This window comes from Vibrio sp. AK197 (assembly GCF_053903115.1).
This window is the reverse complement of sequence record NZ_CP096429.1, coordinates 1,023,006-1,048,474: the sequence shown is the minus strand read 5'-3', so window position 1 is coordinate 1,048,474 and position 25,469 is coordinate 1,023,006. Positions and strand designations below refer to the sequence as shown.

Annotated in this window: 24 protein-coding genes; 15 read left to right on the top strand and 9 right to left on the bottom strand. The window is 47.9% G+C overall.

Translation table 11 applies throughout. The features are described 5' to 3' along the window. Window positions 1–65: 65 nt before the first annotated feature. Window positions 66–734, bottom strand: a complete 669-nt coding sequence (locus tag M1D72_RS04675; RefSeq protein ID WP_456294707.1) for a pyridoxamine 5'-phosphate oxidase family protein — start codon at window positions 732–734, stop codon at window positions 66–68. Between the two features lie 97 nt (window positions 735–831). On the opposite strand from M1D72_RS04675, the gene pdxR reads away from it, so the two are divergent. Further along, window positions 832–2,265: a MocR-like pyridoxine biosynthesis transcription factor PdxR gene (pdxR, locus tag M1D72_RS04670; protein ID WP_456295603.1), complete on the top strand. Its 1,434-nt coding sequence runs from the start codon at window positions 832–834 to the stop codon at window positions 2,263–2,265. Window positions 2,266–2,267: 2 nt separating this feature from the next. On the opposite strand, the gene yjeH is transcribed toward pdxR, so the two are convergent. Then, window positions 2,268–3,542: an L-methionine/branched-chain amino acid transporter gene (yjeH, locus tag M1D72_RS04665; RefSeq protein WP_456294706.1), complete on the bottom strand. Its 1,275-nt coding sequence runs from the start codon at window positions 3,540–3,542 to the stop codon at window positions 2,268–2,270. Between the two features lie 209 nt (window positions 3,543–3,751). Here yjeH and M1D72_RS04660 point away from each other — a divergent pair, with 209 nt between their 5' ends. The 7 genes from M1D72_RS04660 (at window position 3,752) to yddG (ending at window position 9,009) form a co-directional block, all read left to right on the top strand. After that, window positions 3,752–4,201 carry an Lrp/AsnC family transcriptional regulator gene (locus M1D72_RS04660; protein WP_456294705.1) on the top strand — a complete coding sequence of 150 codons (450 nt, stop codon included), beginning with the start codon at window positions 3,752–3,754 and terminating at the stop codon, window positions 4,199–4,201. A 15-nt stretch (window positions 4,202–4,216) separates the two neighbouring features. Then, complete coding sequence (locus tag M1D72_RS04655) at window positions 4,217–5,137, top strand: LysR family transcriptional regulator (RefSeq protein WP_456294704.1); 921 nt, start codon at window positions 4,217–4,219, stop codon at window positions 5,135–5,137. A gap of 72 nt (window positions 5,138–5,209) precedes the next feature. After that, window positions 5,210–5,824 (top strand): LysE family translocator, encoded by a 615-nt coding sequence (locus tag M1D72_RS04650; protein ID WP_390194239.1) that lies wholly within the window; start codon window positions 5,210–5,212, stop codon window positions 5,822–5,824. A gap of 8 nt (window positions 5,825–5,832) precedes the next feature. Beyond that, complete coding sequence (locus tag M1D72_RS04645; protein WP_390194241.1) at window positions 5,833–6,819, top strand: Gfo/Idh/MocA family protein; 987 nt, start codon at window positions 5,833–5,835, stop codon at window positions 6,817–6,819. 9 nt (window positions 6,820–6,828) lie between these two features. Next, a complete protein-coding gene (locus tag M1D72_RS04640) occupies window positions 6,829–7,239 on the top strand; it encodes an OsmC family protein (RefSeq protein WP_390194242.1) in 411 nt (136 codons plus the stop codon). A gap of 131 nt (window positions 7,240–7,370) precedes the next feature. Beyond that, window positions 7,371–7,997: a cold-shock protein gene (locus M1D72_RS04635; protein WP_456294703.1), complete on the top strand. Its 627-nt coding sequence runs from the start codon at window positions 7,371–7,373 to the stop codon at window positions 7,995–7,997. Window positions 7,998–8,088: 91 nt separating this feature from the next. Beyond that, a complete protein-coding gene (yddG, locus tag M1D72_RS04630; protein WP_456294702.1) occupies window positions 8,089–9,009 on the top strand; it encodes an aromatic amino acid DMT transporter YddG in 921 nt (306 codons plus the stop codon). Between the two features lie 9 nt (window positions 9,010–9,018). Here yddG and M1D72_RS04625 read toward each other — a convergent pair whose 3' ends face one another. Continuing rightward, a complete protein-coding gene (locus tag M1D72_RS04625) occupies window positions 9,019–9,516 on the bottom strand; it encodes a L,D-transpeptidase family protein (protein ID WP_390194245.1) in 498 nt (165 codons plus the stop codon). Between the two features lie 82 nt (window positions 9,517–9,598). After that, window positions 9,599–9,787: a hypothetical protein gene (locus M1D72_RS04620; RefSeq protein WP_456294701.1), complete on the bottom strand. Its 189-nt coding sequence runs from the start codon at window positions 9,785–9,787 to the stop codon at window positions 9,599–9,601. 133 nt (window positions 9,788–9,920) lie between these two features. On the opposite strand from M1D72_RS04620, the gene glyA reads away from it, so the two are divergent. The 7 genes from glyA to M1D72_RS04585 are packed head-to-tail and all read left to right on the top strand — an operon-like array spanning window position 9,921 to window position 18,822. Then, on the top strand, window positions 9,921–11,183 hold the full coding sequence (gene glyA / locus M1D72_RS04615) for a serine hydroxymethyltransferase (RefSeq protein WP_390194247.1): 1,263 nt from the start codon (window positions 9,921–9,923) through the stop codon (window positions 11,181–11,183). Window positions 11,184–11,236: 53 nt separating this feature from the next. Then, window positions 11,237–12,490 (top strand): sarcosine oxidase subunit beta family protein, encoded by a 1,254-nt coding sequence (locus tag M1D72_RS04610; RefSeq protein ID WP_390194248.1) that lies wholly within the window; start codon window positions 11,237–11,239, stop codon window positions 12,488–12,490. Between the two features lie 12 nt (window positions 12,491–12,502). Then, the gene (locus M1D72_RS04605) at window positions 12,503–12,787 is read left to right on the top strand and encodes a sarcosine oxidase subunit delta (RefSeq protein ID WP_390194250.1); all 285 of its coding nucleotides are present in this window, start codon (window positions 12,503–12,505) and stop codon (window positions 12,785–12,787) included. A gap of 12 nt (window positions 12,788–12,799) precedes the next feature. Further along, the gene (locus M1D72_RS04600; RefSeq protein WP_456294700.1) at window positions 12,800–15,817 is read left to right on the top strand and encodes a sarcosine oxidase subunit alpha; all 3,018 of its coding nucleotides are present in this window, start codon (window positions 12,800–12,802) and stop codon (window positions 15,815–15,817) included. Beyond that, on the top strand, window positions 15,810–16,475 hold the full coding sequence (locus M1D72_RS04595; protein WP_456294699.1) for a sarcosine oxidase subunit gamma: 666 nt from the start codon (window positions 15,810–15,812) through the stop codon (window positions 16,473–16,475). The genes M1D72_RS04600 and M1D72_RS04595 overlap by 8 nt, the downstream gene beginning before the upstream one ends. Before the next feature lie 58 nt (window positions 16,476–16,533). Then, on the top strand, window positions 16,534–17,400 hold the full coding sequence (purU, locus tag M1D72_RS04590) for a formyltetrahydrofolate deformylase (RefSeq protein ID WP_456294698.1): 867 nt from the start codon (window positions 16,534–16,536) through the stop codon (window positions 17,398–17,400). Between the two features lie 42 nt (window positions 17,401–17,442). Beyond that, window positions 17,443–18,822 (top strand): L-serine ammonia-lyase, encoded by a 1,380-nt coding sequence (locus tag M1D72_RS04585; protein WP_456294697.1) that lies wholly within the window; start codon window positions 17,443–17,445, stop codon window positions 18,820–18,822. Between the two features lie 57 nt (window positions 18,823–18,879). On the opposite strand, the gene M1D72_RS04580 is transcribed toward M1D72_RS04585, so the two are convergent. From M1D72_RS04580 to M1D72_RS04560, 5 genes are all read right to left on the bottom strand, one after another. Beyond that, a complete protein-coding gene (locus tag M1D72_RS04580; RefSeq protein ID WP_456294696.1) occupies window positions 18,880–20,850 on the bottom strand; it encodes a TonB-dependent receptor domain-containing protein in 1,971 nt (656 codons plus the stop codon). Between the two features lie 14 nt (window positions 20,851–20,864). Continuing rightward, window positions 20,865–22,451 (bottom strand): alpha/beta hydrolase-fold protein, encoded by a 1,587-nt coding sequence (locus M1D72_RS04575; RefSeq protein WP_456294695.1) that lies wholly within the window; start codon window positions 22,449–22,451, stop codon window positions 20,865–20,867. Between the two features lie 132 nt (window positions 22,452–22,583). Further along, complete coding sequence (locus tag M1D72_RS04570; protein ID WP_456294694.1) at window positions 22,584–23,354, bottom strand: ABC transporter permease; 771 nt, start codon at window positions 23,352–23,354, stop codon at window positions 22,584–22,586. Next, the gene (locus tag M1D72_RS04565) at window positions 23,344–24,300 is read right to left on the bottom strand and encodes an ABC transporter ATP-binding protein (protein WP_456294693.1); all 957 of its coding nucleotides are present in this window, start codon (window positions 24,298–24,300) and stop codon (window positions 23,344–23,346) included. Before M1D72_RS04565 ends, M1D72_RS04570 begins: the two co-directional genes overlap by 11 nt. Then, window positions 24,293–25,468: an ABC transporter permease gene (locus M1D72_RS04560; RefSeq protein ID WP_456294692.1), complete on the bottom strand. Its 1,176-nt coding sequence runs from the start codon at window positions 25,466–25,468 to the stop codon at window positions 24,293–24,295. Before M1D72_RS04560 ends, M1D72_RS04565 begins: the two co-directional genes overlap by 8 nt. Window position 25,469: the final 1 nt, after the last annotated feature.

Here is a 25,469-nt window from a genome sequence, read left to right as displayed (position 1 = left end):
AATCGCATTCCATATTGTGAATTTGCAAAATGCGCTTTGCAAATTGCAATTTATGGTGAGTTTTATCATTCTTTCTCATCGGTGTACCAGCGGCCAGCATACGCAGATTGGTAGTTAGGTTGTTGGATGTTTTGAGCAAGCTGGGCATCACCGCGCATGGGGCCAACCACAGTACGATAGGGTAATATTCCTGCCCATACAGGCCGGCTCATATCATTGTCATCATCGTTCACGGCGCCATGGCTCATTTTAACGGACGCTTCAACCAGCGGCATTCGCAGCAGGCGAGTAGCCGAGAGCTCTTTGTTATTACTCGGGCGCACTTCTTGGCTACGACCCGGCGCGATTTGTTCAATAAAGTGCGTTAATAGTCGGTCTTTCTCTCGGTTATCTTCAATCATGGTAAATTCGCCAACCACCACGGCAGAGCGGTAATGGGCACTGTGATGAAAGGCAGAACGTGCTAATACCCAGCCGTCAAATAGAGTAAATGTCACACAGGTTGGCTTTGGCGTCGAAAGCTGGCGAAGCAGTCGGCTGTTGTGTGCACCATGAATATAGATAGCATCATCCACCCGCCATGCCAGCATTGGAATGACTAACGGGCCGGTTGCATCGTCAATTGCTACATGACCAATCAAACTTTCATCAATGATTTCATAAAGCTTTAGAGGGTCCGTTGCCGCTTTGTGAGAGGCTTTTTTGATGGTTGTACGAGGCGTATTTGACAGCATGTTTTTTCCTTAACTGAGTATCCAATGATTGCAATTTAGAAGCTAATTGGTACTTTATTGAGTACCAATTATGAATGATGAGTAGATCCAATTGGCAATGATTGATATTGGTGACTTGAGGCTTGAATCGCAATCAATGCCGGGTGGTGGCCACAAGCCAAAACATACCCAATTATTTGAAGCCATTCGCCATAAGATTGTGGCGGGTTTATGGCGTAACCAAGCCCAGCTGCCGTCAACTCGAGCTTTAGCCGCCGAGCTCGCGTTGAGTCGCAACACAGTCATCTCGGCTTATGAACAATTGGTGGCTGAAGGCTATATCGAAAGCCGGCGAGGGGCTGGCTATTATGTCGCGATTGCGTTGCCGGAGCAGTTTATTGGCAGTGCCCAGGTCACGGAACTGTCCACTTCGGCGCCGACTCCGCAAGATTTTAATCAGCCGTTTGCGCCGGGTGTGGCGGATTTAGAACGATTTCCTTGCCATAAATGGCAGCGCTATGTTCAGCGCCACTCAACACGCAAAAGTTTATTAGGTCATCAATCGCGGCAGGGTTATTTACCTTTGAGAGATACACTCAGCGAGTACTTATCAAGCAGCCGCTCTGTCAGTTGCAATCCTCAACGGGTGATTATAACGTCAGGTGCACAGCAAGCATTGACCATCGCCTTAATGGCAACGGTATCACGCGACCAAGATGTTCTCATGGAGCAGCCTGGTTACGCGCAAATGACGAACGTGATTGAACTACTTGGATATCGATTAACTCCAGTGACCGTGTCACCTTATCATGGGCTTAATCTCGAACAAGTGCTGGCTAGCCGAGCCAAAGCCCTTTATATCACGCCAAGTAATCAATACCCGATGGGGACGTCGTTAACCACCGAACAACGCCTGAGCCTTATCGAATGGGCCACTAACAACGACAGTTGGATCATCGAAGACGATTACGACAGCGAGTTTCAATTTGCTCATCGCCCTTACTCCAGTTTACAGGGCTTAGCGGCTGGTATTCATCAAGATGAGCGTGTGATTTACATTGGGTCATTTAGTAAGACAATGTTTAATGGTTTAAGGCTTGGCTATTTAGTGGTCCCTGAGTATTTGGTTGAATCGTGTTTAGCACTTAAAAATATTCTCACGGGCGACTCACCAACGCACACCCAAGCAGCGTTGGCTGAATTTATTGCTGAAGGGGAGTTTGTTCGTCATCTGCGAAGGATGCGGCGTCTCTACCATCAAAAGCACGCTCAGATGCTCGCGTCGCTGGCTCGTCATTTGGGCGAGCGTGTTGAAGTGGTCAGTCAAGCCGCTGGGCTTCACATCACGTTACGTTGGTATGCTGGCATAGAAGAACAAATATGGGTTGAGAGAGCAAAACAGCAGGGGATAGTCATGCGCCCATTGAGTTACTACCAATCTGGCGGCGCCTCGAAGCGAGATTGGCGAGGCGCCGTTTTGGGGTTTGGTAACGTGGCAATCGATCAAATAGACACGCTCATTCAAAGATTGGCGAAACTATTTACAATTTAGGCTCACGACTCTTGATTACTCGGTTCCGCGTGCTGGGAATGGCGTCGCCATTTGTGCCAAGGCAGGAGCATGACACTTAATACACCAAGCGCATAGAGCATCGACCAACCTAAGCAGACGAATACGCCGCAGCACAACACCAAAGCGATAATCGCTAGGACGCGCTGAGCGCCACAGAGTAATTTGGTTGCTGAGAGCATGGCTAATAAATACACGAGGACAAAAATACTGTTTGCGAGCTTAAGGAAAAACTCGAGATTAAGCCCTGACCATTGACTGAACGCACAAGAGATAACCAATACGATGCCGATTAAATAGGTGGCATTTGCCGGTACGCCTCGGACAGAAAGGCGAGCCATCAAACTCTTTGGATGGTATTCCCGTGCTTGTGACCAAATCATTCGAGATAAACTTTGAGTATACAAGTTGATGCTAGCAAAACAGGCAGAAAAACCAATCAGACTGATGATGATGGAAATCTGTTCACCGAACAATTTCTCGCTTAACCACGGAATGGATGTGCTATCGAGTTTTGGCGTGCCGTAAGCGCCAAATTTCAAAATGACTGCGGAGCAGAACCAATAAGTAACACCGGCAACGAAGCAGCCTACAATAATGGCGATCGGAAAATCGCGTTGCGGGTTTTTAAACTCTTCTCCCATATGGGCAAACGCTTCGATACCAACGAAACACCAAAACATGACGGCTAAAGCAGAAGCGATAGGCCAAACACTTTGGCTGTCGAGAGGCGGCATCGTAAGGTCTTGGGCACCAATATCGCCTTTCCATAAAAAGGCCACAATTAATGTGAAGATCGCCAGCGCGATCACCGTCTGCAATTGTCCGGAGGACTTGGCTCCTGCCAAGTTGACCAGCACTAATAGTGCGACAGTGATAACTTGAGATAACACCGGTGTGTCCAGTGGCGCTGGCAGTAACTGTTGGAGAAAGCCAGCAGCTAAAGCCACGGCGGCAGGGACACCAACAGGGATGATACTGATAAACAACCCAGCTACCGCACGCTCCATTCGCGCATTGAACGCTTTACGAACAAAGAAAGCGGTGCCACCGGCATTAGGATAGTGTTTGCCCATTTGCGCAAAAGTTAAAGCAATAGGACAAATCGCAATAAAAAGAAACAGCCACGCCCAAAGAGAGAGCGTCTGAGCGATGCCCGCGGCAATGGCTGGGATCATAAACAGGCCAGTACCCATCAATGTGGTTGATAATTGAGCGATACCGGAGGTCAGTGTGATTTCTTGCTTAAGCTGAGACATAGAGTTATTAGAGTTATTATTATTGGCGAAAATCGTAACTCAAATTATGCAACTTGGGCAGATAGCAAACTGGCGTGGTTAAGTGTCAAATTGACGTTTGTCGGCGCCAACAAAAAACGATTTGACGCTCTAGGCACATTCAGGCTTTTGTGTCACATTACGACCATAAATAAAAAAGCGCACAATCATCTAGTTAAGTATTTAAAGCCATGGACAAATTCGACCAACACATTCTTGAGATCCTCAAACATAATGCGCGGCGTTCAGTCAGCGATATTGCTCGAGAAGTGAACTTATCACGCTCAGCGGTGACCGCGAGAATTAAACGGCTTGAGACCGAGGGAGAGATTCTGGGTTATCACGCCAATCTTGCTAAAGATAAAAAGGAGCCTGATCTGATATGCGCCTATTTAGCTTTAAAGCTGGACACCAGCAACTCGATTAAGCGTTGTGAATCCTACGCACAATACATTTATGGTTTGGATGGTGTAAAGAGTTGCCGCGCCATCAGCGGTGAAACCGATATGATGTTGTATGTGGAAGTGCCAAGCATGGCGAGAATGAGCGAGCTTCATGATGCGCTTTATCAAATTCCAGAGCTGAAACATTTAACCACTCATACTGTGCTCAGTGAGTTTTTCGATCTTTATAATCGTTAGTCAAAGAGTCAGCACATGAACCTTAATTTACTTCGCTCCCTGCAAATCTTAATTGAAGAACAGCACGTGAGTCGTGCTGCGCTGCGTTTACATATCACCCAATCAGCCATGAGTCGCCAACTGGCACAGTTAAGAACATTATTTGCTGATGAATTATTGGTCCGTGATGGTAACCAGTTATTGCCAACGGCAAAGGCGCTTGAATTAAAAGAAAAATTGGACTTTCTGCTTAATGAATGCGATGGACTACTCAATGACAAACCATTTACGCCAGAGAACTGGAAAGGGGAATTTGTGTTTTCCTCTAGCGACTATGTTGCTCAGTATTTGTTTCCTAAACTCGCACAGAAAGTTGAATCTCAAGCGCCTCGGCTTAATTTAGCATACCGGCTATGGGATCCGGCTTACTTAAGAGATTTCGACCATTGCGGTATTGATTTGGCTTCCACCATGACAATCGGCAGGGAAGCGCCGAAAGGATTAAAAAGTACGCTACTTGGCACTGATAGCTCCGTCTGTTTAGCGCGTCAAGATCATCCAGTTTTTAGCGCGCCGATTACCGCAAAGCGTCTTACTTCGTTCAGCCACGTCGCGGTAACTGGCGGTGGGGATAAAAATACACATATTGATGTGGCGTTAAAAACGCAGGGAGAACAGCGCCGAGTCGCATTGAAACTGCCGTTTTTTTCCGCCGCAGTGAACACTTTGCTAGAGAGTGATTACGTGTTAGTGGTTCCAGAGCATATTGCCAAAAACCTCTCCAGTCATGCACTGTTAAGTTACCAACCTCTGGCTTTTGCTACCGACGCTTTGGTGTATTGGTTGATCTGGCATCCGAAAGTAGATAACGACCCCGCCCACCAATGGATACGCCACCTGCTTCTGAGTATTATGCAGTCTTCACGCTACTCAATAGGTCATGACTTGAAATCATGACTGCTATGACTAACTTTGATTTTGAATCATGATGGGTTCGCGCTACATTACTCTCCTCACGAGGAGGTCTGTATGACAATTACGATTTGGTTTTCTTTATTTACCATATGCTTACTGGGTGCGATGTCACCAGGGCCCAGCCTTGCTATGGTTGCTAAGCACAGTTTGGCGGGCGGACGCAGTAATGGCTTGGCGACCGCTTGGGCGCACGCGTTTGGCATTGCGATTTATGCGTTTATAACGCTCATTGGCCTTGCGGTGGTACTGCAGCAGTCACCGCTACTGTTTAAGACCGTAAGTTATGCTGGGGCCGCGTATCTTGCCTACCTTGGGTTTAATGCTCTGCGCTCAAAAGGGGGCGTAGCGGCTAAATTGGAGTCGGGTGAGGCGGTGAGTGTTTTTCAATCCGCCAAAGAAGGGTTTACTATCTCACTACTCAGCCCCAAAATTTCTCTATTTTTTATCGCTCTGTTTAGTCAGTTTGTGGCGATTGGCCATTCTTGGGAAAGCAAGTCAGTCATCGTGCTCACCCCATTTCTAGTCGATGGGCTATGGTATACACTGATTACATTGTTCCTCTCAAATCCACGCGTACTGGATAAAATTCGAACTCGCGCTGTGCTGATTGACAGGTTGTCAGGCGCAGTACTGATTCTTCTGGCACTCCGTGTCATCTTAACGGTATAGATAAGATTATGATTAAATTAGCTGTCATCGGCACCAACTGGATTACTGATCGCTTTATCGACGCCGCGTTATTAACCAAACGTTTTGAGCTTACCGCCGTATACTCAAGAGAACTTGATCGAGCGCGCCAATTTGCCGACCAATACGGTGCTGACATCGCTTGTTTTGATGACTTTGAGCAGTTCGCACAGAGCGATACTTATGAAGCTGTTTACATTGCAAGCCCTAATTCATTTCATGCGCCGCAAACCATAGCGCTGCTCAACGCTGGCAAACATGTCGCCTGTGAAAAGCCCTTAACGTCTAGTGATGAATTGGCGCAGCAAATGTATCGCGCGGCGGAAGATAACCAGCGAGTGTTGTTTGAAGCCTTTATGTCTCCGCACCGGCCCAATTTTAAGATTCTCAAAGCTCAGCTCAGCTCCATCGGCGCGATCCGTCAAGCTATGATCAGCTACTGCCAATATTCATCACGTTATCCGAAATACCTCAACGGTGAAAACCCAAATACGTTCAATCCTGCATTTTCTAATGGTTCAATCATGGACATTGGTTATTATTGTTTGGCCTCTGCCGTTGAGCTTTTTGGTGAACCTAAAGCGGTACAGGCTACTGCCCACCTGCTCGATTCCGGAGTGGATGGCAACGGAAGTGTGGTGATGAGTTACGATGGGTTTGATGTGGTCCTCAACCATTCAAAAACCAGCAATTCGTACTTAAACAGTGAAATTCAGGGGGAAGATGCAGCGCTTTTGGTTGAGATGATCTCAACGGCGCAAAAAGTGGTGAAAATCCCAAGAGGCAGTGAGCCTCAAGATTTAAGTGTTGAACAACAATCGAATCCGATGTTTGATGAAGCCCACGTGTTTGCTGATCAAGTACAAAGCAATGCCATTGACCCTGATTGTAAGCGCCGCTCGCTGCTCGTCGCCAAATTACTTAAACAAATTCGACAGCAAACGGGCGTCGTTTTTCCAACTGATAACACACAATAAGGAGTGCGCATGCAAGCCGAAGTAAAATGGATTGAAGATTTTAAGTTTCTAGGTCAATCGCAGTCAGGCCACTCTGTGGTGATGGACGGAAATGGGGGGGACACCGCGCCAAGCCCAATGGAGATGGTGCTAATGGCGGCGGGTGGCTGCAGCTCGGTTGATGTTGTCGACGGTTTAAAATCCGCCGGTCAATCGGTATCTGGTTGCGTGGCTAAGTTGACTACGGAGCGACGTGACACTGCGCCTCGGCTGTTTACGGCGATCAATATTCATTTTGACATTACAGGCAACGAGCTTGACGAAGAGGTGGTCGCGCAAGTGACAGCCAACTCATTAGAAAAGTATTGTTCAGTTTGCTTGATGCTTGGTGCGGGTATCACCATGACCCATTCGTGGTCAATTGTGAAGTCGTTGTCCTAACGCCAAAGTATGAATAAGCCGAGCCATGTGCTCGGCTTTTTTCTATGCTTAAATCACGAGTGTTTCATTAACCACGTCAGTGCACTCACACGAAGTGCACAAGCATGGCGTGATGATTTAAGTGAAAATAAGTGATGGCACACAAAGGGCAAATCAGCGAATGGTATCCAGATAAAGGCTATGGCTTTATTACGCCCGTTCATGGCGGAAACAAAGTTCGTTTTACAGAGCAGGCGCTGAAACGTCGTAAAATGAGGCCAAAGCGAGCAATGCCGGTGCGTTTCTCGATCAGTAAAGATGTATTAGGCCATGCTCAGGCGGCAAATATAGAGCCTTTAAGCGGTATTTCTTTTGATGTATTTTTCGCAATTATCTTTATCACAGCGCTTGGTGGGGCAACGTTCTATTATCGCTATCCTATCGAAGTGGTTTATTGGCTGCTTGCGGTTAATTTATTGATGAGTCTTGTCGTGGCGCTTGATGTGTGTGCTTGGCGAAATACTAAACCACAAACTAGCGGTGCGGCGTTGTTGTTTATTGCCGTATTTGGTGGCTGGATACTTCCAGTTCTTAGCGCGCCATTTTCCCCGCTACCAACACGTTCCCTGCTGTTTCGTGCAGGGCAGTGGGTAGTGATGTTCGCGCACTTTGCTGTGTTGATTTATAGCCTTAGTGGTGAAGGGCGTGAGCAGATGCAGTTGATCGTTGATAGCGGGCGTTGGTTTTTATCCCACTATTTACCGGGTTTTGGTCAATAAAAGTTCAGTGATCCGTGTAAGTTATTGACTACATAGGATGGCCAGCGCAATGTATCCGTCCATTTAGCAAAACAAAAAAGACGGTGCGGTATTGAAACGTCATAAATATACACTGTGCGGTGTGATTGCGATTGTCCTTTGGAGCACAGTATCAGCGCTGATGCGCATAGTGACGGAGTCACTCGGGCCAGTTGGCGGTGCGGCGCTTATCTATTCGCTGGCGACAATGATGGTGATGATGGTTACCGGGTTACCGAGACGCTGCGATCTTTCATTGCGTTATGTTGTCATTGGTGGAGCGTTGTTTGCCGGATATGAGGCGTGTATGGCGCTCTCATTAGGCCTTGCAGATTCTCGGCATCAAGCCGTTGAAATGATGATCATCAACTATCTATGGCCGGCATTAACGGTGTTATTCGCCGCTCAGCTCAGTACAAAACGAGTCAGCCTGTGGCTTTACCCAAGTGTTGGTATCGCGTTTATCGGCGTTGTGTGGTCTATTTTGGGAGGACAAACTTTCTCGCTGACTGCTCTAGCCAATAATATCGCCACCAATCCATTGAGCTATAGCTTAGCTTTGATTGGTGCTGTGCTATGGGCAACCTACTGTGTGGTGACTAAACAGATCGGCAGCGGAAAAAGCGCGGTTGGGCTGTTTTTCTTGTTTACGGCCGCAGGGCTTTGGCTGCAATACGCATTAAGTGAGCAGCCACCCATGTCAATAACCTTGCCCAGTATCGCTTGGTTGGTCTTTACTGGAATCGTTATGGCCGCAGGATATGGGCTATGGAACCAAGCGCTCCTCGGTGGCAACATGATGCTATTAGCGACGTTATCCTACTTTACGCCTATCATGGCGGCGCTGTTTTCCGCCCTGTTATTAGGCATTTCGTTAAGCAGCGGCTTCTGGCAAGGCGTTGGCTTGGTAACGCTCGGCTCATTACTTTGCTGGTGGATGACACGCACCCCAGAGGAAGACAACGCAAACGCGCTGATAGAACGTGAGGCATGACCCCACGGCTTACCATTCGATATCAATCGGTGTACCTGGCTTAACCAACGCCAGAAATTCATCCATTTCATCATTGGTCAGTGCAATGCACCCATTCGTCCAGTCAAAACTTTGGATGTAGTTTGCTGAGTGGGTTTCGTCGTTTTTTAAACCGTGAATCTTAATGTTGCCACCTGGGTCAACATTAAGTTTATGCGCGTGTTCAATATCTCTTTGATTGGGATAAGAGACATGAATCGAGCGATAATACGACGAATCATTGGATACAAACCCTAAATAATAGCGACCTTCTGGTGTCCGTTGATCCCCTTCGCGCTGCTTATGTCCTTTTGGATTCTTACCCAAAGCAATGCGATAAGACTTCACAATATGCTGATTAGAAAATAGATACATACGGCGTTTTGATTTATCGACTTTCACTAAATCGATAGGGGCAGTGATGCTTGGTTTCGTCGGTGGTGTGATCGGAGTGATCGCATAACTGAGCGTTGAAAAGAGTACACTCATCAAAAGAAAAATTCGTACTGTCACGAGAAGGTCTGCCTCACCTTTAGTTTTAATATCACTTAAATTGTAAAAGATTTACTCATCAAGAATGACCCTTATTTGCCGCTTTTTGAACCTCTATCCGTAGGTGAATACGTAAATTTGTATCCAGATAACGAAATTGCCATTTACTGCGGTTTGATGCGTACCAAATACGTCGTTTCGCTTTGTCGTAATCGGACATGTCAAAGACAGTTTCAGGCAAGGTCGCCATACCCAACTTCATTAACATGATTGAGCGTTTTGATTAACAGTCACTTGATTTGCTCGAGGGACAAAACGCCAAGTAACCATCTGATGTCAATAAATCAGTCGTGATAAAGCCACTACCACTCAACTTATCATGGTGGCAGCAAGGAGAGAACATGTTTAACAAGGAACAACTGATTGAAGGGTATGACGACCAACTTTGGGCGGCCATAAATAAGGAAGAGCTCCGTCAAGAGTCTCACATTGAACTGATCGCATCAGAGAACTACACCAGTCCCCGAGTGATGCAAGCGCAAGGATCAATGCTGACCAACAAATACGCGGAAGGCTATCCAGGAAAACGTTACTACGGCGGTTGTGAGTTTGTGGATGAAGTCGAAGAGTTAGCCATTGAGCGCGCCAAAAAACTCTTTTGTGCTGAGTATGCCAACGTCCAGCCTCACTCTGGCTCTCAAGCTAATGCTGCCGTTTACATGGCGCTATGTGAACCAGGCGATACCATTTTGGGTATGAGCCTCGCGCATGGTGGACACTTAACTCACGGTGCGCATGTAAGTTTTTCAGGCAAGTTGTATAACGCGATTCAGTACGGATTGAACGAAGAGACCGGAGAAATCGACTATCAACAGGTGGAAGAGCTGGCACTTGAGCATAAACCGAAAATGATTGTCGCTGGGTTTTCAGCCTATTCTCGCGTTGTGGATTGGGCAAAGTTTCGTGAAATTGCGGATAAAGTGGATGCCTATCTCTTCGTAGATATGGCGCACGTCGCCGGCTTAGTTGCCGCGGGCCAATACCCTAATCCGGTCCCTTATGCTGATGTTGTCACCACTACCACGCACAAAACATTACGCGGCCCACGTGGTGGTTTGATTTTATCTCTGACCAATGAACTTGAGAAAAAACTCAATTCTGCCGTGTTCCCTTGTGGACAAGGTGGCCCGCTCATGCACGTGATCGCAGGCAAAGCGGTGGCATTCAAAGAAGCGCTTGAACCCTCATTTACCGATTATCAAAAACAAGTCGTGAAAAACGCTCAAGCGATGGCAGAGGTCTTTATTGAGCGAGGATTTGATGTCGTATCAGGCGGTACAGACAATCACTTGTTCCTACTTAGTCTTATCAAACAAGGTTTGACCGGAAAAGACGCGGATGCCGCGTTAGGTCGAGCGAATATCACGGTCAATAAGAATGCCGTTCCGGGCGATCCACAATCGCCGTTTGTGACCTCTGGATTGCGTATTGGCTCTCCGGTCATCACGACGCGAGGCTTTGGCATCGCGGAATGTATCAACCTCGCCGGCTGGATTGCCGACATTCTTGATGTATTGGATCAGCCCAGTGCATTGGAAAACAAAATACAAGAAGTGCGTGAAAATGTGGCGGCATTGTGCCGTGATTTCCCCGCGTATCGCTAGTTTAGTGCCATGAAGTGCGGTGGCACTTCATGTATGAACCAAGGAATAGGACTATGCAGCATTACTCAGGTTTTGGCTTATTCAAACACTCGCTCTCTCACCATGAAAACTGGCAAAGCGTGTGGCGAAATCCCACTCCCAAAAAACGTTATGACGTCATTATTATCGGTGGTGGCGGCCATGGTTTAGCAACGGCTTACTATCTTGCTAAAGAACACGGCATTACTAATGTCGCCGTGATTGAAAAAGGCTATTTAGGTGGCGGTAATACCGCGCGAAATACGACCATTGTACGTTCAAACTACCTGTGGGATGAAGCCGCGCACCTGTTTGAACATTCGCTCAAATTATGGGATGGCTTGTCACAAGATTTGAACTACAACGTGATGTTTTCACGTCGAGGTTGTTTAAACCTCGGTCATACGTTGCAAGATATGCGTGACATTGAGCGTCGCGTCGCCGCTAACCGTCTTAACGGTATTCAAGGTGAAGTACTTGATGCCAAGCAGGTTCAAGAACTGGTCCCACATATGGATTGTTCACCGAATCGACGTTATCCCATTTTAGGGGCCTCTTGGCAGCCTAATGCGGGTGTGGCTCGTCATGACGCCGTGGCTTGGGGCTTTGCTCGCGGTGCTGACAGCCTAGGCGTTGACCTTATTCAGCAAACGGAAGTGACCGATCTGATTATCGAAGGTGGCGTGATCAAAGGTGTGAAAACCAATCGCTATGGCAACATTATGGCAGAGCGTGTGGGCTGCGTGGTCGCTGGTAACTCCGGTGTAGTGGCGAAAATGGCAGGCTTTGAGATGCCTCTTGAATCGCACCCACTGCAAGCGCTGGTATCGGAACCTATTAAACCTATCTTGGATACTGTCGTGATGTCTAACCATGTTCATGGTTATGTCAGCCAGTCTGACAAAGGTGACTTGGTCATTGGTGCTGGTATTGATGGTTACAACGGATACGGTCAACGCGGCTCGTACGCCACGATTGAACATACGATTCAAGCGATCTTGGAAATGTTCCCGATCTTTAGCCGCGTACGGATGAACCGCCAATGGGGCGGGATTGTCGATACCACGCTCGATGCTTGTCCAATCATGACTGAAACCCCAGTGGAAAACTTATTCTTTAACTGTGGTTGGGGAACGGGTGGATTTAAAGCTACGCCTGGTTCGGGCAACGTATTTGCCGCGAGTTTGGCGGCGGGCAAAATGCACCATTTGGCGAAGCCGTTTTCTATGTACCGTTTTAACAATGGTGCACTGATTGATGAACATGGCGCCTCTGGCGTTGCGCACTAAGGAGAGACAAGGATGTTTTTAATTTACTGTCCGCATTGCTGCGAATATCGCGAAGAAGAAGAGTTTCATCCTAAAGGACAAGCTCATATTTCTCGCCCGCTAGACCCAGATTCATGCAGTGATGAAGAGTGGGGTGAGTTTTTGTTCTTTCGTAAAAACCCGCGTGGTCTACATCACGAAATGTGGGTGCATTCAGCGGGGTGCCGTAAATTCTTTAATATGACGCGTGACACCCAGACCTACGAAATTAAAGAAGTTTACAAAATTGGAGAGCAGCCCACTGTGGTTGCAAGCTAAAGGAGTGCAGGGATGTCACAGTTAAACCGGCTAGCAGCAGAAGGTCGTATTGACCGATCTCGACCAGTGAGTTTTGAATTCAATGGCCAACATTACCAAGGTTTTGAAGGGGATACTTTAGCCTCCGCATTGATTGCCAATGGCGTAGATATCATTGGGCGCAGCTTTAAGTATGGCCGTCCTCGTGGGATTGTTGGCAGCGGCGCGGAAGAGCCGAATGCCATTATGCAGCTGGGGGCAACGGAAGCGACCCAAGTGCCTAACGTGCGCGCCACGCAGCAAGAGCTATACAATGGCTTAGTCAGTAAGTCGACTAACGGCTGGCCAAATGTCGAAAAAGATTTAATGGGATTTGTAGGGAAAATCGGTGGCAGCATGATGCCCCCAGGCTTTTACTACAAGACTTTTATGTACCCCAAATCGATGTGGGAAACCTACGAAACGTATATTCGTAAAGCGGCCGGTTTAGGGCGTTCGCCACTGGAACTTGACCCTGATCGCTACGAAAACATCAATCAACATTGTGATGTATTGATCGTTGGTGCCGGCCCTGCTGGGTTATCTGCTGCATTAACGGCGTCCAGAGCGGGCGCGAGAGTCATCATTGCCGATGAACAAAACGAGTTTGGTGGCAGCCTATTGAGCAGCACACAGACGCTAAATGGCAAGCCAGCTATGGCTTGGGTTAGTGAGGTGGTTGAGGAACTTGTTAAAGCCGACAATGTTATGCTTTTGCCGCGATCCACGGTGAATGGTTACCACGATCATAACTTCTTAACCATCCATGAGCGTTGTACTGATCACCTAAGCGACCTAGCACCAAAAACGCAGGCGCGTCAGCGTTTACACCGAGTGCGAGCTAAATGGGTGGTTCTCGCTACGGGTTCTCATGAAAGACCGCTTGTCTACGGCAACAACGACGTTCCGGGTAATATGCTGTGCAGCGCGGTATCGACCTACATTAATCGTTATGCGGTCGTACCGGGTAAACAACTGGTGGTAATGACCACCAATGACAGCGGTTACCAAACAGCCCTCGATTGGCACCAAGCTGGTCGTCAGGTCGTGGCAGTGGTTGATACCCGTTCGAGTGCGACGAGTCATGTCATTGATAAAGTGAAAGATGCAGGGATCAAAGTCATTTCTGGTTCTGCGGTGATCGACGTTAAAGGCAGCAAGCGAGTCAAAGCGGTGCGCGTGGCGAATATCGACTCACTGGGTCTCAAAGTCGTCGGTAAGCCTTATGAGCTTGAAGCGGACACGGTCGCGACATCTGGAGGCTGGAGTCCTGCGGTACACTTATCGTGTCATACCGGAAGTCGCCCGGTGTGGGACGACAAAGTCATCGGTTTTGTTCCGGGGGCCACTAAGCAAAAACAACTGTTGGCAGGCGCGATAAGCGGTGAGTTTTCCACTCAAGGCGCTTTAGAACAGGGCTTAGAAGCAGGCAGCAAAGCGCTGCAAGCACTTGGTTTTAGTGTGGTAGAGGTCGCGTTACCTAAAGTCGAAGTAGAGACGGTCGCGCAGCCAATGGCGATGTTCCATATCCCTCATCCGCTGACAACGTCAAAAGCACCAAAGCAGTTTGTCGATTATCAGAACGATGTGACCGCGGCTGGGATTGAACTCGCATGTCGAGAAGGTTTTGAATCCATTGAGCATGTCAAACGTTACACCGCCATGGGCTTTGGTACCGACCAAGGTAAGCTTGGTAACATTAATGGCATGGCGATTACCGCCAAAGCTCTAGGGCAAACCATTCCTGAGACTGGAACCACAATCTTTAGGCCGAACTACACGCCAGTAACCTTTGGCGCAATCGTCGGTCGTCACTGCAATGCGCTGTTTGATCCTAAACGTTACACAGCGATGCATGAGTGGCATTTAGAAAATGGTGCAGAGTTTGAAGATGTCGGTCAGTGGAAACGTCCTTGGTATTATCCAAAACGCGGTGAAACAATGCAGCAAGCGCTGAACCGCGAATGTACCGCTGTGCGTAAATCTGTCGGTATTTTGGATGCCTCAACCCTCGGTAAAATCGATATTCAAGGTAAAGATGCGCGCGAATTTATTGGCCGTGTTTATACCAATGCCTGGGCTAAATTGGGTGTGGGCAAATGTCGCTACGGCTTAATGTGCGGTGAAACCGGTATGGTATTTGATGACGGCGTGACTTCATGTTTAGGCGAAAATCATTTCCTAATGACCACCACTACGGGCGGCGCTGCTCATGTTTTAGAGTGGCTAGAGCTCTATCACCAGACTGAATGGCCAGAGCTTGAAGTGTACTTCAATACCGTGACCGATCACTGGGCAACGGCGACCATTTCTGGGCCGAACAGCCGTAAACTGCTGGCGGAATTGACCGATTGCGACTTAAGCAAAGACAACTTCCGCTTTATGGATTGGAAGCAAACGACGGTGGCTGGCGTACCAGCACGCGTGTTCCGAATCTCGTTCACTGGCGAGTTGTCGTTTGAAATTAACGTTCAAGCCAACTACGGCATGCATGTATGGAAAAAGCTGATTGAACATGGCGCCAAATATGACATTACGCCATACGGTACTGAAACCATGCACATTCTGCGTGCTGAAAAAGGCTTTATTATCGCCGGACAAGATACCGATGGTTCTGTTCACCCTTATGATTTAGGCATGGACTGGTGTGTGGGTAAAAATAAACCGTTCAGCTTCATCGGTAAGCGCGGCATGGCACGTGAAGATTGTATTCGTACGGACCGCAAACAGCTGGTGGGCTTAAAAACCATCGATCCAAATGTTGTCATTCCTGAAGGTTCTCAAGGTGTGATGGACCCTAACGCGCCAATTCCAGTGCCGATGGTCGGCCATATTACATCTAGCTACTGGAGTGAAAACCTTGGCCGCAGTATCGCGATGGGGTTTGTTAAAAGTGGCTTGAGCCGAATGGGTGAAAAGATTTACTACCCACAAGTCGATGGCTCAGTCATCGAAGCAGAAATTTGTAGCACCGTATTTCTCGATCCAAAAGGAGAGCGTCAAAATGTCTGATACCGAAATGCTAGATCAACAACAAACGCCGTTGGTTGCCCTGATGGATCAAGTTCCAAGCGGTGAAATTCAAGCTCAGTCACCACTGCACCACGCTGACTTAGAAAGCTTAGCGAAAGCCAATAGCGGCTCAGCTGGGGTGACTTTAAAAGAGAACAAACTGCTTGGTCATCTGGTTCTACGCTGTGATGCAAGTAACGCGCAGCAAACGGCAGCGGTAAAAAAAGCACTGGGTTTTGAATTGCCGATTCAGCCACTGACGTCCACCCACAAGGGAGACTATGTGATGCGTTGGATGACACCAGATGAGTGGCTTATCACCATGCCAGGGCTTGCAAGCTTTGATGTGGAAGAGAAGTTACGCCAAGAAATGGTCGGACATTATTCACTGGTTAACAGCAGTGGTGGCAATACAGTGATTGAACTGTCAGGTCCTCATGCCGTGGACGTATTGAAAAAATCGACGCCGATCGACTTTTATCCGACTGAGTTTCCTGTGGGCAAAGTGGTCTCGACCATTTTTGCTAAAAGCAGCGCCACCATTCGCCGTATCAGCGATGAGCGATTTGAATTAGTGATTCGCCGCAGCTTTGCTGACTACATTTGGTTGTGGCTGCAAGATGCCAGCCTTGAGTTTGGTTTAAACATCGAGATCTAGTCGTAATGTATGCCGATGTGAGATGTTCACATCGGCAACAAAGGGAGTTGGAATAAACATGACGGATAATGTCAAACCTTGGATTTTTACGGCAAGTTGCGTAAGCACACTTGGAACCGTTGATGTTGTGACTCGTTACATGGCGCAAGCTGGGCACTATGTTGAAGAGATCCTTTCTTTTGACGACAAAGCATCAAGTCGCTTTTTTATTCGTATTGAGTTTCGTCCGAATCCTCAAGGATTTAACGTCGATGAGTTCAATCAGGAATTTGCGCCGCGTGCTGAAAAATTTGCTATGCAGTGGCAACTGACCGAGCCAAATCATCGCACTCGTGTGGCGATTATGGTTTCTAAGTATGACCACTGCTTAAACGATCTTCTTTACCGTTATCGAACAGGGCAGCTCAATATTGAAGTGCCGCTGATTATCTCAAATCATCCGGATTTGGAGAACCTTGCCAGATGGCATGACATCCCTTATTACCATTTGCCAATCACCCCGGAAAGTAAGCTAGAGCAAGAGCAGAAAATGGTTAGCTTGCTGGATGACTATGACGTTGAGTTGGTGGTACTTGCTCGTTACATGCAAGTGCTTTCACCATGGTTGTGTGACCAATTAGAAGGACGCGCAATCAATATTCATCACTCGTTACTTCCTGGCTTCAAGGGCGCACGTCCTTACCATCAAGCATGGGAAAAAGGAGTGAAAATGGTGGGGGCAACGGCGCACTACATCAATAATGATCTCGACGAAGGACCGATTATTGCGCAAGGTATTCAAGAGGTTGGGCATGCACAATACCCAGAAGAGTTGGTCGCGAAAGGTCAAGATATCGAACGTATAACGCTGTTTAACGCAGTAAAACATCATATCGAAAAGCGTGTGTTTCTCTCTGGCGGACGAACCATTGTATTAAGTCACTAGTCTTCATGACTCTTATCTCGAATTTTCATAGGCGGCAAAGTTATGTCTATTAGCGTGTTTGATCTGTTTAAAATTGGTGTGGGGCCGTCAAGCTCCCATACTGTTGGGCCGATGTTAGCGGCGGCGCGCTTTAGTGAAGAAGTTGGCGCTTCAATGACTTACGACAGTGTGGCTCGAGTGGTGGTCAAATTATATGGATCACTCAGCGCAACGGGTGTTGGACACGGCACCGATAACGCCGTGATGATGGGGTTGATGGGCTATCGCCCAGACACGATTGACCCTGATATCATTCCCCACGAAATTGAGCGGATAAAACAGCAGCACACGCTGATGTTCTATCGCCAGCAAGCCGTCGAGTTTAAATGGAAGCGTGATATGCACTTGCTCGATGACGCGCTGCCGTTTCACCCTAATGCGATGGAGCTTTTGGCGATTGGTCATGATGGCCATACCTTACATCGTAATACCTATTATTCGATTGGCGGCGGATTCGTGATTGATGAAGCAGAAACGCGGCAAGCAGATGTTGCGCTCAACCAAACTGCGGTGCCTTTTGATTTTAACTCGGGTCAAGAGCTACTCGAGCTTTGCCAAGCGCATCAGCTTTCTGTCAGTCAATTGATGATGGAAAATGAAAAGGTGTGGCGCAGCGAAGAGCAGGTACGTAGTGAACTGACGGGCATTTGGCATGCAATGAAGTCGTGTATTGAACGAGGCTTAACACAAGAAGGCATATTACCTGGTGGTTTATCGGTCAAACGCCGCGCGAAAGGTCTGCATCAGTCATTGAAGCAGTGCACCGCTGCCAATGTGATTAGTTCGACACTCAATGGCATGGACTGGATTAACCTCTATGCTTTGGCGGTCAATGAGGAAAATGCGGGCGGTGGACGTATGGTGACGGCACCAACGAACGGCGCTGCAGGCATCATCCCCGCGGTATTAATGTATTACATGGAGTTCACTCAAGACCCAAATCCAGAGCATGTGGTGGACTTCCTGCTGGCGGCCGCGGCGATAGGCGCGCTGTGTAAAAAGAATGCGTCTATATCCGGCGCTGAAGTCGGTTGCCAAGGGGAAGTTGGCTCAGCCTGTGCCATGGCGGCGGCTGGGCTTTGCCAAATTTTAGGGGGCACGCCGCTCCAAGTTGAAAATGCCGCCGAAATTGGTCTTGAACATAACTTGGGTTTAACCTGCGATCCGGTAGGAGGGTTGGTTCAGGTTCCGTGTATCGAGCGGAATGCCATTGCTGCGATGAAAGCGATCAACGCGGCGCAGATGGCGCTGCGCGGTGATGGTCAGCATTTTGTCTCATTAGATAAAGTGATCAAAACCATGCGTGATACGGGGATGGATATGCAAGATAAATACAAAGAAACCTCGCGTGGAGGATTGGCGGTTAACGTGATTGAATGTTAGTTCGATACAAAAATGACCGCATTAAGCGGTCATTTTTGTTTGCAGTGGATGCCTCATTTAAATTTCGAAATCTAAGGTCACATAGTAGGTGCGGCCAATTTCAGTATCTTCATAGTCTTGGTCACTGTCGTCCAAACGTTCATCAAACAAGTTAGTGATGCCCATTTTTAGCGCGAGTTCATTGCTGATTTGGTAGCGTCCACCAAAGTTAATAATCTGATAATCATCGAGTTTATTATCATCACTGTCTTTTTGGGTGCCAGTGTAGTTAATGCTGGTGAATAACGATACTTCCTGGGTCGGAAGCCAGTTAAGCGTTGCATTGGCAAGCCATTTTGGTGTGTAGGCAATGTCTTGATGATTCGATTGATTTTCAGACTGAGTGAATGTCGCGTTGCTGGTGACATACAGATCGTCACTAATATCGAATTCGAGCTCCAGTTCGACACCTTGAGTTTCGACCTCATCCACATTGACATAGTGAATCAGATAATTGCCATCCGCCGCGTTGCCGATGCGATTGTCTAAGTCACGGTCAATCATATCGTCTACTTGGTTGAAGAACCCCGTTGCTTGAGCGTACCAACTTGGCTGTTGGTACATAGCGGAAAATTCATACGACTTGGATGTTTGCGCTTTTAAGTCCGGGTTACCAATCAAATAACAGCTTCCGCCACAGCTGATCAGAGAGAAATCATCTGATGACTGGAAGATAGTTGGTGCTTTAAAGCCTTCACCATAACCGCCCTTAAATGTGAGGTTCGAGGTGGCTTGATAGACGGCGTAAACGCGGGGGCTGAAGTTACTACCAAACTGATTGTTGTGGGTGAAACGTCCGCTGAGTGTCAGGGTTAAGTCGTCGAGCAGAGCGTATTCGTCTTGAGCAAATACTGCGCTCTCGGTCACCGAGCGATCCCCGGTATAATCGCGTTCGTTTTCAACAGAGGTGTAAGAGACCGCAACGCCCGTGGTTAGCATATGCTGCTCAGCTGGGGAGAACGCCACTTTGCCATCCACCGTATGATTGTTTTGCACAAGATCAGCCTCTGCAACCATGGGGTGCGAGTTATTTTCATGCACTTTCGAACGTTCATAAAAATAGTTCACTTTGCTTTCCCCCCATGACCAGTCACGCTGGTGCCCTAAATTGGTGGTCAGCTTTTTACTTTCGTAGAAACTATTGTAATCAGTATCGCTGCTATCAATTTCGGTGCGGTCATCATCGAGGTAGCCAACGTCCAATGTCACGGTATCTTGATCGCTGGTTAGCCAAGTCAGCCCAGCATTCATTCCGGTACGCTTTTGCTTTGCTTGCGGTGTGAAGTTATCGCCTGCATTATTCGGATACCAACCTTCTTGGTCGCTAACATCCACAGAGAGCGTGTACAGCAATTGGTTATCGATAATTGAGCCGCTGGCAAAGCCTTTGCCGTTGGTCAATTTACCATCGGAAGTTGGAGACACAGAACTGGCCGCGTGATCATCAGGCATACTGTAACTAAGGCTTCCCGCTATGTGGGTTTCTTCAGTTGGGGTTTTAAGAATGACGTTGACGACACCACCTAGCGCTTCACTTCCGTAGATCGAAGACATGGGGCCTCTCACGACTTCAATATGGTCAATCGCACTCATCGGAATACTGGAGAGATCGAAGCCAGCACCACGAATCACGGTTTCGCTGGAGCTAACACGACGCCCGTTAACCAGCAGAAGGGTATAATTCCCGTTACTGGAGTTTTGATTATGCATACCGCGAACCACGATTTTCGGCTCACTGCCCGTACTGCGTGAAATATGAACACCTGCGACTGATTCAAGAGCGGTGGTGATATTGGTCGCAGGCAGTTTATTCAGCTCTTCGTTGGTGATCACGGTTACCGAAGCGGGGGCTTTGTCTAGTGTGGTTTCGTTGGTTGTCGCCGTGACCACCACGACATCGGAAATTGATGCGTGGTTTTGGTTTGCGGCATAGCCACTGGCAGAGCTCAGTATCAAAGCCACTGCACAGCTTAGATGTGAAGGTTTCATAGTCATCCTTACCTTTAAAGTTTATTTTTTTGGGAATCGGCAGAAAGTAGCCAAATTAGGCCGTCGGCAATCGCCGACCGCCAGCTAAAATAGTCGTGTCCACCTGCAACCTCATTGAGGGTTGCCGAGTAACCGAGTGTGTTGAGCTGATGGTAAAATTGTCGGTTGGTCGTCAATATGCTGTCTGATTCGGGGGCGGTTTCTAAGCGTCCTGCGGTCAAGTAGAATTGAACAGAGTGGGCGAATTGAGGTTGAATCAGATCGGTTATACCATTTGGGAAACGTTCGGCAGACCACCAATACGAACCAGATAAGCTAAGCACTTTTCCAAACTGTGTCGGGTACGCAAGCGCCGCGTAACTTGCTGCTAGCCCACCAAAACTTGAGCCAAGCAGCAATGTGTTCTCGGCGGAAGGACAGACTTTCTGCTGGCACAACCAAGGTAACAATTCCTTAGCGAGCATTTTGGCAAAATCAGGATTTGCTGGCAGCTCTATGGCTCGGCTCTTCGGTGTTAGATTGTGAATAAATAGCGCGCGTGTGGGCGGAATTTTCCCGTCATCAATCAAAGTGTCGAGAATGATTGGGGTGGGAATTTGCTGCTGATATTCAAGACCATCAAACGCAATGACGAGTGGGGAATATTGATTTACAGGGTACGCCTTATTAGGGGTATATAAATCAATGACGTGTTGATTGCCGAGTATCTCACTGTCAAATACAAACCTCTGAATCTGCCCTTTTTGTCGCTGATGAACATCCGCGGTTGTGTCATTTTGATGTGAGAGGTCAAGCGTTGATGCTTTCGGCTGCGATTGCCCTCGGCTCGCAAACAAAGGGCCGTGATTGAGGGGATCGGCTTGTATGCGAGACAGAACCGCTCGGCGCTGTGCTTGTCGTGAGCCAGCGGCCGGTTTCAGTTGTGGGCTGTTTGGCGCTAGATAGTAAGATAAACGAGTGTCATTCGGGACCTTATAGCTTTGATACCAGATCTTGCTGTTCTCAAGCTTAGACAAATAAGCGTGCCCTTCATATGGCGCGCCAAGCAAGCGAACATTCTTGTCATCTCCGCGCCATAAAAACGTCATCAATACTTGGTCATTGTCGATAGGCTCAACCAGTGGCGTCCCTCCTTGAGCGCGGACTTGCTGCCAAAACCAAGATTCATCGTATGAGGTGCTGGCGTTTGAATCAGTTTGAACCTGTCTCAACAGTGGGCTCTGTATGACTTGTTTCGGATTTACGCGTTGATCATCTTTAAGTTCAAATTCATCCACCTGCAGTGTGATGTGATTCTCGGAGCCCGCGTTAAATTTAATCGTGAGGGTGTCGTTGTTATCGGCTATCCAGAACCGTTCGCCAAACAGGCTGCTCGTGGTTAGCAGAGAAGACGCTAAAGTTACCGAATCATTACTTAAGGTCGCAGAAGAGAGCGGTTCAACTGCGCTAAAGCTCAGTTGATAGTAGTGATTTTTTTGAACCTGAAAGCTGGCTGACGGGTGCGGAGCGTCGCGATACTGCTTATTAAGTAACGTTTTTGCCTGCGCTGCGAGTGAATAACTGATCAAAATAGACCCTAAGATTCCATAAAACCATTTCATACAAATGATAATCCTTATCAATATCGTTTGTAATTGTATTTATAAAATTAATAAGGTAAAGGATTTATTGACCCAAGCGTCAATTTTCTCCATGTGATAGGAGAAAGCGGGGCAGGTTGCTTAGTTTATGGATTAGGACAAACGTGGGGGTTGAGATGCTTCGATTCGTGTTTGCAGTAACTCGAATGCTTGATCGACGGTGGTTGCGAGTAAACCGACCACAATCGAGCCTTGCAGTACATACGCAGTGTTAAAGCCAGTCAGGCCGATAATGATCGGGGTGCCAAGAGTTTGCGCCCCAACCGCTGACGCAATCGCTGCGGTGCCAATGTTAATGGTGACTGACGTACGGATGCCAGACAAAATCACCGGAAAACCGAGTGGCAGTTCTATTTGGATTAAGCGTTGCCAGGGCGTCATACCTAGCCCGGTTGCGGCTTGTTTCACATCTTGAGGTAGGCTGATCATGGCGGCGATAGTGGCTTGAACGATAGGCAGCAACCCGTAAAGCGCCAGGGCAATGAGCGCGGGTGCGAAACCTAGCCCGATAATCGGTGCGGCGATGGCGAGCACTGCGACGGGCGGAAAAGTTTGTCCCATCGCTACAAGGGTTTCAACCAAAGGTTTAAAGGCTTCGCCAACTCGGCGAGTCACAAAAATCGCTAAACTCAGAGCAACGATGGTCGAAATGGCACTGGATACGGCGACCAGATAGATGTGTGAGGTCAACAGGCTTAAAAACGTGGTTTGGGCATAGACAGGGCGCTGCAAATTAGGAAACAGCCACTGAAATACATCGGTCAGAGAGGGCATTCCAAGAGTAAATGCGAGCAGTAACAACAGTGACCAAAGCAGAGGTTGTTTCGACTTTTTTGCCTTAAAGTTCCGGGGTTTAGAGTTCACTTTGAATCTCCTCGTCGGATAACGCAATCAACTGCTCTAAGGCGATTTCGCCGACAACTCGCTGTTGGTCATCAACAACGTTTATTACACGGCATTGATTAGCGACTAAGACCGCCAGCGCTTGGCGTAAATCGCAATGGATGGCAATGGTAGGCCGTCCGTTGATTTGGTTTGATGGATGCAGGTAATTACGCACCTTTTCGAGTGCGAGCATTTTTACGCCGATATCCGTTTGACCGATAAAATGAGTCACAAACTCACTGTTAGGCCTACGAAGAATGTCATGGGGTGTCCCTTGCTGAACAATTTTACCTTGATCCATGACAATCAGGTGATCAGCCAAACACAGCGCTTCATCGATGTCATGGGTGATAAGTAAAATCGTTTTATTCAGTTGTCGTTGGATGGATTTTAGCTGCTCTTGCATGGTGGAGCGAGTCACGGGGTCCAATGCGCCAAACGGTTCATCCATGAGCAGAATTTCTGGGTCTGCAGCTAACGCTCTAGCCACACCAACGCGTTGCTGTTGGCCTCCAGAAAGTTCATGAGGCATACGGTGTCGGTAATCATTCGGGTCAAGTTGTAATAACGTCAGAAGTTCATCCACTCGCGCAGTGATTTTTTGTTGGTTCCAGCCAAGAAGTTGGGGGACGGTAGCAATATTTTTTGCGACATTCCAATGCGGGAAAAGTCCATTAGATTGAATGGCATAGCCCATGCGTCGGCGCAAAACTTGCGGCGGATAGTCTGTAATGTTCTCGCCCAGAAAGTAGATATCACCTTGTTGATGTTCCTCCAGACGATTGACCATTTTCAGCGTGGTTGACTTGCCTGAGCCTGAAGGGCCGATAATCACCGTAATTTTGCCTTGCGCAATGGTTAGGTTGAGCCCCTCTATCACCACGTTGTTTTGATAGGCTTTGGTCACGTCACGAAATTCAATCATGCTGAGCTCCATTTAATTGGGCGGGTGGTAGCGTCCAAGCGACCAGTATCTTAAATATGGCATCGGCTAGGGCGGCGAGTGCCACCACAGGCAATACGCCAAGCAAAATCAAATCCAGCGCACTGGCGGCAAGTCCGCGGAACATGATGGCACCAAAGCCGCCAGCACCGATTAATGCGGCGACCATGGTTAAGCCAATAGCTTGTACCGTTGTTACCCTTAAGCCTGAGAGTATGACAGGTAGAGCAAGACAAACATGTATTCGCCACAGGCGTTGCCTAGCGCTCATACCCATACCGGTTGCCGCGGTTAGCAACGCTTCGGGGACTTGGTTTAAGCCAGCCAAAGTAGAGCGAACCATTGGCAGTAACGAATATAGGATCAAAGCGATAACCGCTGGCGCTGTGCCTATTCCACTGAGGCCTAACGTTTTTAACCAAGGCCAGTTTTGACTTAACAGAGAAAGAGGCGCAATTAATAAACCAAATAACGCGATAGAGGGGATGGTTTGCAACAAGCCTAAAATGCTCAAACAGACGCGCGAGAATCGCTGATGTCGATAACATAGAACCCCGAACCAAAATCCGAGAATAACCGTCACTATTAGCGTTAAGCCAACAATACGTAAGTGTTCGATGAGCGCTCTATCAAAGGCTGAAGCATTTGCTTGATACTCTTTGAGGAGTGATAACGTAGCTAAATGGCCACTCAGTAATAGGTAGGCACAGGGAATAAAAAAAACGCTACCGGCAATGGCTCGTAGCCAGGTTTGTGAGATCAGCTTTTGTGCAGAGTCCATCGCGATGAGCCACCAAAGTAAACCTAGTGTCCAGTAACCACTGGCAAAAGAGATTCTTACGCGTTCATTTTCCAAGCTAGTTTGAGCTGCGTATTCGCCGCAAAACCAAGTGAGTAAGGTGGTTAACGCGCCACACATCACGATTGTTGTGAGCTGTTTAAGAGGATTTGATTTTCCGAATGCTAGAATGAGTATCGACAGAGAGCCGATAAATACGCCCATTGCGGCGGTATGCTCTATCAAAGCGTAAAAGTATTGCCCCTGAGCCGACAAAATACGATTAGGCGCAATACCCAGTAGTGGCAACGTAAATAGCACGACGACGGCCACTATCGATAACACAAGTTGTACAACGTTAAACGGCAACAAG